At 41.9% G+C, this 4,524-nt stretch carries 5 protein-coding genes; 3 read left to right on the top strand and 2 right to left on the bottom strand.

Annotation, left to right across the window (positions count from 1 at the left end; all coding sequences use genetic code 11):
* Positions 1-62: 62 nt before the first annotated feature.
* On the bottom strand, positions 63-1,166 hold the full coding sequence (gene carA / locus ABI367_RS04110) for a glutamine-hydrolyzing carbamoyl-phosphate synthase small subunit (protein WP_462227040.1): 1,104 nt from the start codon (positions 1,164-1,166) through the stop codon (positions 63-65).
* A 269-nt stretch (positions 1,167-1,435) separates the two neighbouring features.
* On the opposite strand from carA, the gene panB reads away from it, so the two are divergent.
* Entirely contained in the window at positions 1,436-2,251 is an 816-nt protein-coding gene (gene panB / locus ABI367_RS04105; RefSeq protein ID WP_462227038.1) for a 3-methyl-2-oxobutanoate hydroxymethyltransferase, read from the top strand.
* A gap of 59 nt (positions 2,252-2,310) precedes the next feature.
* Positions 2,311-3,051: an RluA family pseudouridine synthase gene (locus ABI367_RS04100; RefSeq protein WP_462227037.1), complete on the top strand. Its 741-nt coding sequence runs from the start codon at positions 2,311-2,313 to the stop codon at positions 3,049-3,051.
* A gap of 7 nt (positions 3,052-3,058) precedes the next feature.
* Here the strand turns inward: ABI367_RS04100 and ABI367_RS04095 are convergent, their stop codons facing one another.
* Positions 3,059-3,574: a DinB family protein gene (locus tag ABI367_RS04095; protein ID WP_462227035.1), complete on the bottom strand. Its 516-nt coding sequence runs from the start codon at positions 3,572-3,574 to the stop codon at positions 3,059-3,061.
* A gap of 88 nt (positions 3,575-3,662) precedes the next feature.
* On the opposite strand from ABI367_RS04095, the gene ABI367_RS04090 reads away from it, so the two are divergent.
* On the top strand, positions 3,663-4,524 hold an 862-nt coding region (locus ABI367_RS04090), incomplete at its 3' end, for a L,D-transpeptidase scaffold domain-containing protein (protein ID WP_462227033.1).

The raw sequence follows: 4,524 nt of genomic DNA, 5'->3' as shown, positions 1-4,524 counted from the left end.
TATATCTGAAAATTCAATAACATAAAAGAGAGACCAAATTTGGTCTCTCTTTTATGTTATTGCTAATTCTTCATCAGCTTGATAAAATCATCAAACAAATACCGGCTATCATGCGGGCCGGGTGATGACTCGGGGTGATATTGTACCGAGAATGCCTTTTTATCTTTTACCCGGATGCCTTCTATTGATTGGTCGTTCAGGTTTATATGGGTTATTTCTACTTTGTCACTCGCGCGCACAGCCTCGGGCACTACGCCAAAACCGTGGTTTTGCGAGGTAACCTCGCAATGGTTAATGATCACATTTTTTACCGGGTGGTTTAACCCGCGATGGCCATTAAACATTTTTTTAGTGGGTATGCCGTTAGCCAAAGCCAGCAACTGGTGACCTAAACATATGCCGAACATGGGTTTATCGGCAGCCAAAATCTCTTTTACGGTATCAACCGCATAAGGCATAGCGGCAGGATCGCCGGGGCCATTAGAAATAAAGTAGCCGTTTGGCGCAAAATCTTTTTCCATTTCGGCAAAAGTGGTTTTGGCCGGGTAAACCTTGGCGTATATATTACGGCTGTCAAAATTGCGCAGGATGTTTTTCTTTACACCCAGGTCAAGCACAGCTACACGGTAAGGCGCGTGCTCCTCGCCAAAAGTGTATGTTTCTTTGGTTGATACCTTCGATGATAGCTCCAACCCGTCCATTGAGGGTACTTTATCTAACTGGGTTTTTAACTCCGCTATATCTAATATCTCCGACGAGATAATGGCGTTCATCGCTCCTTTATCACGTATATGACGCACCAACTGGCGTGTATCTATATCAGATATTCCTACAATGTTTTGCTCCTGGAAATAATCTTGTATAGATTCATCAGCCATTTTACGGCTGTAAGGGATATTGTAATTTTTACAAACCAACCCGGCAATTTGTATCTGAGCCGATTCTTCTTCATTTTTCGTAATGCCGTAATTACCTATATGCGCATTGGTAGCTACCATAATTTGCCCAAAGTATGACGGATCAGTAAAAATTTCCTGATAGCCGGTCATGCCGGTATTAAAACATATTTCGCCGGCGGTGGTTCCTATTTTGCCTGCAGCTTTACCATGAAATACGGTTCCGTCAGCCAATAATAATACAGCCGGTAATTGGGTGAAATAGGTCATTTGTTTAAAAAATTTGAATGATTAAAAAAACGGTTTGCCGGGCGCGGCATGCCGTGAAAATTGGTTAAAGAAGTGTAGTGGATAACTACTTTTTTCACGATGCAAAAGTAGAAAGAAATTTCGGATTTCGAATGTTCAATTTCGGATTTTATTTTGGTGGCAATGACTTACCGTGCCCGGCGTATCGCAGACCGGGTTAGTCAAATTAAGGAGTCAATAAATCCGAAATAAAAAAAACATAACTTTGACCCAACAGAAAAATCGCTGCCATGTCAGTACATAAAGAAATAAAAAGGGTTACCACTAACAGCCTGCAGGAAATGAAAGTCCGTGGCGAAAAAATTGCCATGCTTACCGCTTACGATTACTCAATGGCAGCCATTGTTGACCATGCGGGTATGGATGTTATACTGGTGGGCGATTCGGCCTCGAACGTGATGGCCGGGCATGAAACCACCCTGCCTATCACGCTGGATCAGATGATATACCATGCCTCATCTGTTGTGCGCGCAGCAAAACGCGCGCTTGTGGTTGTTGATCTGCCTTTCGGTTCGTACCAGGGTAACTCCAAAGAGGCATTAAACTCGGCTATCCGTATCATGAAGGAATCGGGTGCACATGCGGTTAAGATGGAAGGCGGCGTTGAAATTTCCGAATCGGTTACCCGCATATTAACCGCAGGCATACCGGTTATGGGACATTTGGGCCTGACACCACAATCGATATATAAATTTGGTACTTATACTGTACGTGCTAAAGAAGAGGCCGAAGCTACAAAGCTGAAAGAGGATGCTTTAAAACTGCAGGAACTTGGCTGTTTTGGCATAGTACTGGAAAAAATTCCTGCGCAACTGGCCAAACAGGTTAGCGAGAGCCTGCATATACCAACCATAGGTATTGGCGCTGGGCAAAGCTGCGATGGCCAGGTGTTGGTTATACATGATATGCTTGGTATTAACGAAGGGTTTAAACCCCGCTTTTTACGCCAGTATGCTAATTTATACGAGGTGATGAATGGCAGCATTAAGAATTATATTGATGACGTAAAGTCGGAAAGTTTCCCGAACGAGAAGGAGCAATATTAGGCTGGCATATAGTTCATAGTTGATGGCTCATAGCCAAAAAACACTATGATCTATCATCCATGAACCATGAACTAACGATGGCACGAGTAGAATTTAAATATACCCCTCACGATATTACCGATAAGGATGTGCTTTATGAGGACAACCACTTGATTGCCGTTAATAAACGCGCGGGCGATATTGTGCAGGTTGATGAAACAGGTGATGAACCGCTGGACGAGAAAGTAAAAAAATATATCGCCCATAAATACAGCAAACCCAACGGCGCATTTTTAGGCGTAGTGCATAGGCTTGACCGTCCGGTTAGCGGCGTTATACTATTTGCTAAAACCAGCAAGGCATTGGAGCGGATAAACCAACTATTTAAAAGCCGCGAAATGCATAAAACCTATTATGCGGTGGTGCGCAAAAGGCCTTATCCGGAAGCAGGCACATTGGTGCACTGGCTGGTTAAAAACCCGCAGAAAAATGTTACCAAGGCTTATGATAAAGAAGTACAGGGCAGCTTACGATCAGAACTAAGCTATAAACTGGTTGGCGAACTGGATGGGTATTATTTAATTGAGGTTGACCCTATAACCGGCCGACCTCACCAGATAAGGGTACAGCTATCTACATTGGGCTGCCCCATAGTGGGCGATAATAAATATGGCTACCCGCGCGGCAGCTTGCGCAAAAGCATTTGTTTACATGCCCGCAGGCTACAGTTTATTCATCCTATAAAAAAAGAGCCAATTCTCATTACCGCACCTGTACCCCGCGATGGATTTTGGGAAAAGTTTGAAGAGATGATGGGGTAATAGGCCCCTACCCTTTCAATATACTAACCGTAACCATTAATTGTCCCACATGCCGCATGGTATGCTCGGCTGCGTGTGTATATAGTCCAATAACAGTTGATGGTAATTGCGCGCGGCCCACTCCTCTTGATTCGGTTAATGAAGTCTCGTTTACCTGGCTTAATTGTTTAATAGCCTTATCAACCTGCTTATTAAATGTATCTGTTAATTCTTTAACACTGTATATTTTTTGGGGCACTTTTCCTTCCGCCTGTAAATAATCTAATTGCCGTTGGGTTAACACCTCGCCACGTGCATAAGTAAATAACCGGCCTATTACACCCGTTAGGTGCTGTAGATGAAATCCCACCGAAGCCATCCCCATTGGCTTTACCCATAATAAAAGTTCATCAAAACCCGTCATAAAGCCATTTACCTCTTCCCTGGCTTGTAATAAAGCATGCGCAACAGGCTGTAGTAAAGGTGTAACCGAAGTTAAGGGGCCCCGTAGCCAAACTTCGGGTTTATTGGTGTTTGTTGCCATGCTTATTTATTGCTATTATTAACTTATTATTTGGTAAACAATTTTATGGTATAAGTATTGCTTACACCGCGTATATATCACTTAAACTATGATTAACGATACGAAAAAAATTATTAAGCCCATACTTATATTGTTATGCCTGGCTTCGGTCTTCACTTTTCAAAGCTGCAAAAAAAGCCGCTCAGATATGGGCAAAACGCTTTACTTAAAAACCAAAAATAAGGTTTTTAAAGATGTAACTCCCGAAGGCTTTGCGCAAGTTTTTCAAAAAGTACTTGCTGATGAGCAATCAAAAATGACCAACCCGCAATTAATAACCAGTTATTATGAAAACAACGGTTATGATCCAGTTTTTGTGATGGACCATATAATAACCAATGATCTTGATGCTACCTATTTTAAAAATGCCGGCGATCATGGACTTAACCCTAAAATATTTCAGGCTGATGAAATAGCAGGATTGATTACCAAGATCAATGCAAAAAAATCTATAAAAACTTTGGATGAAGCTTACCACGACATAGCCGAACTGGAAATGCTTACCGCTAACGCGCTTATTAATTATAGCAATGCTATGCAATATGGCGTTGTTAATCCTAAAAAAATATATAACCGCTATTATATAGAAACCAAAACGCCGGATACCGCAACAATAAATCATATTTTTCAAGTAGCCCGGTTTAAAACTTATCTGGATAGTATTCAACCAAAAGATCCTCAATATATAACCCTACAAAAAGCCTTGAAACAAGGTGTACAGGCCCCTGGAATGTCGGCAGAGGAAACCAAAAGAATAATTACGGTTAACCTTGAACGATTGAGGTGGAAAAATAAGCCCGCTGCTGAAAAATACGTGGTGGTTAATATTCCTGATTATAGATTAGATGTTATGGAGAATGGCAAATCTGTATTAAACATGAAGGTTTGTGTGGGCCAGGGACGAAATATGG

Source organism: Mucilaginibacter sp., assembly GCF_039935595.1.
In the GTDB taxonomy this organism is placed as follows: Bacteria; Bacteroidota; Bacteroidia; order Sphingobacteriales; family Sphingobacteriaceae; genus Mucilaginibacter.
The sequence above is the reverse complement of the archived record's forward strand: the minus strand, read 5'-3'. Positions and strand labels throughout refer to the sequence as shown.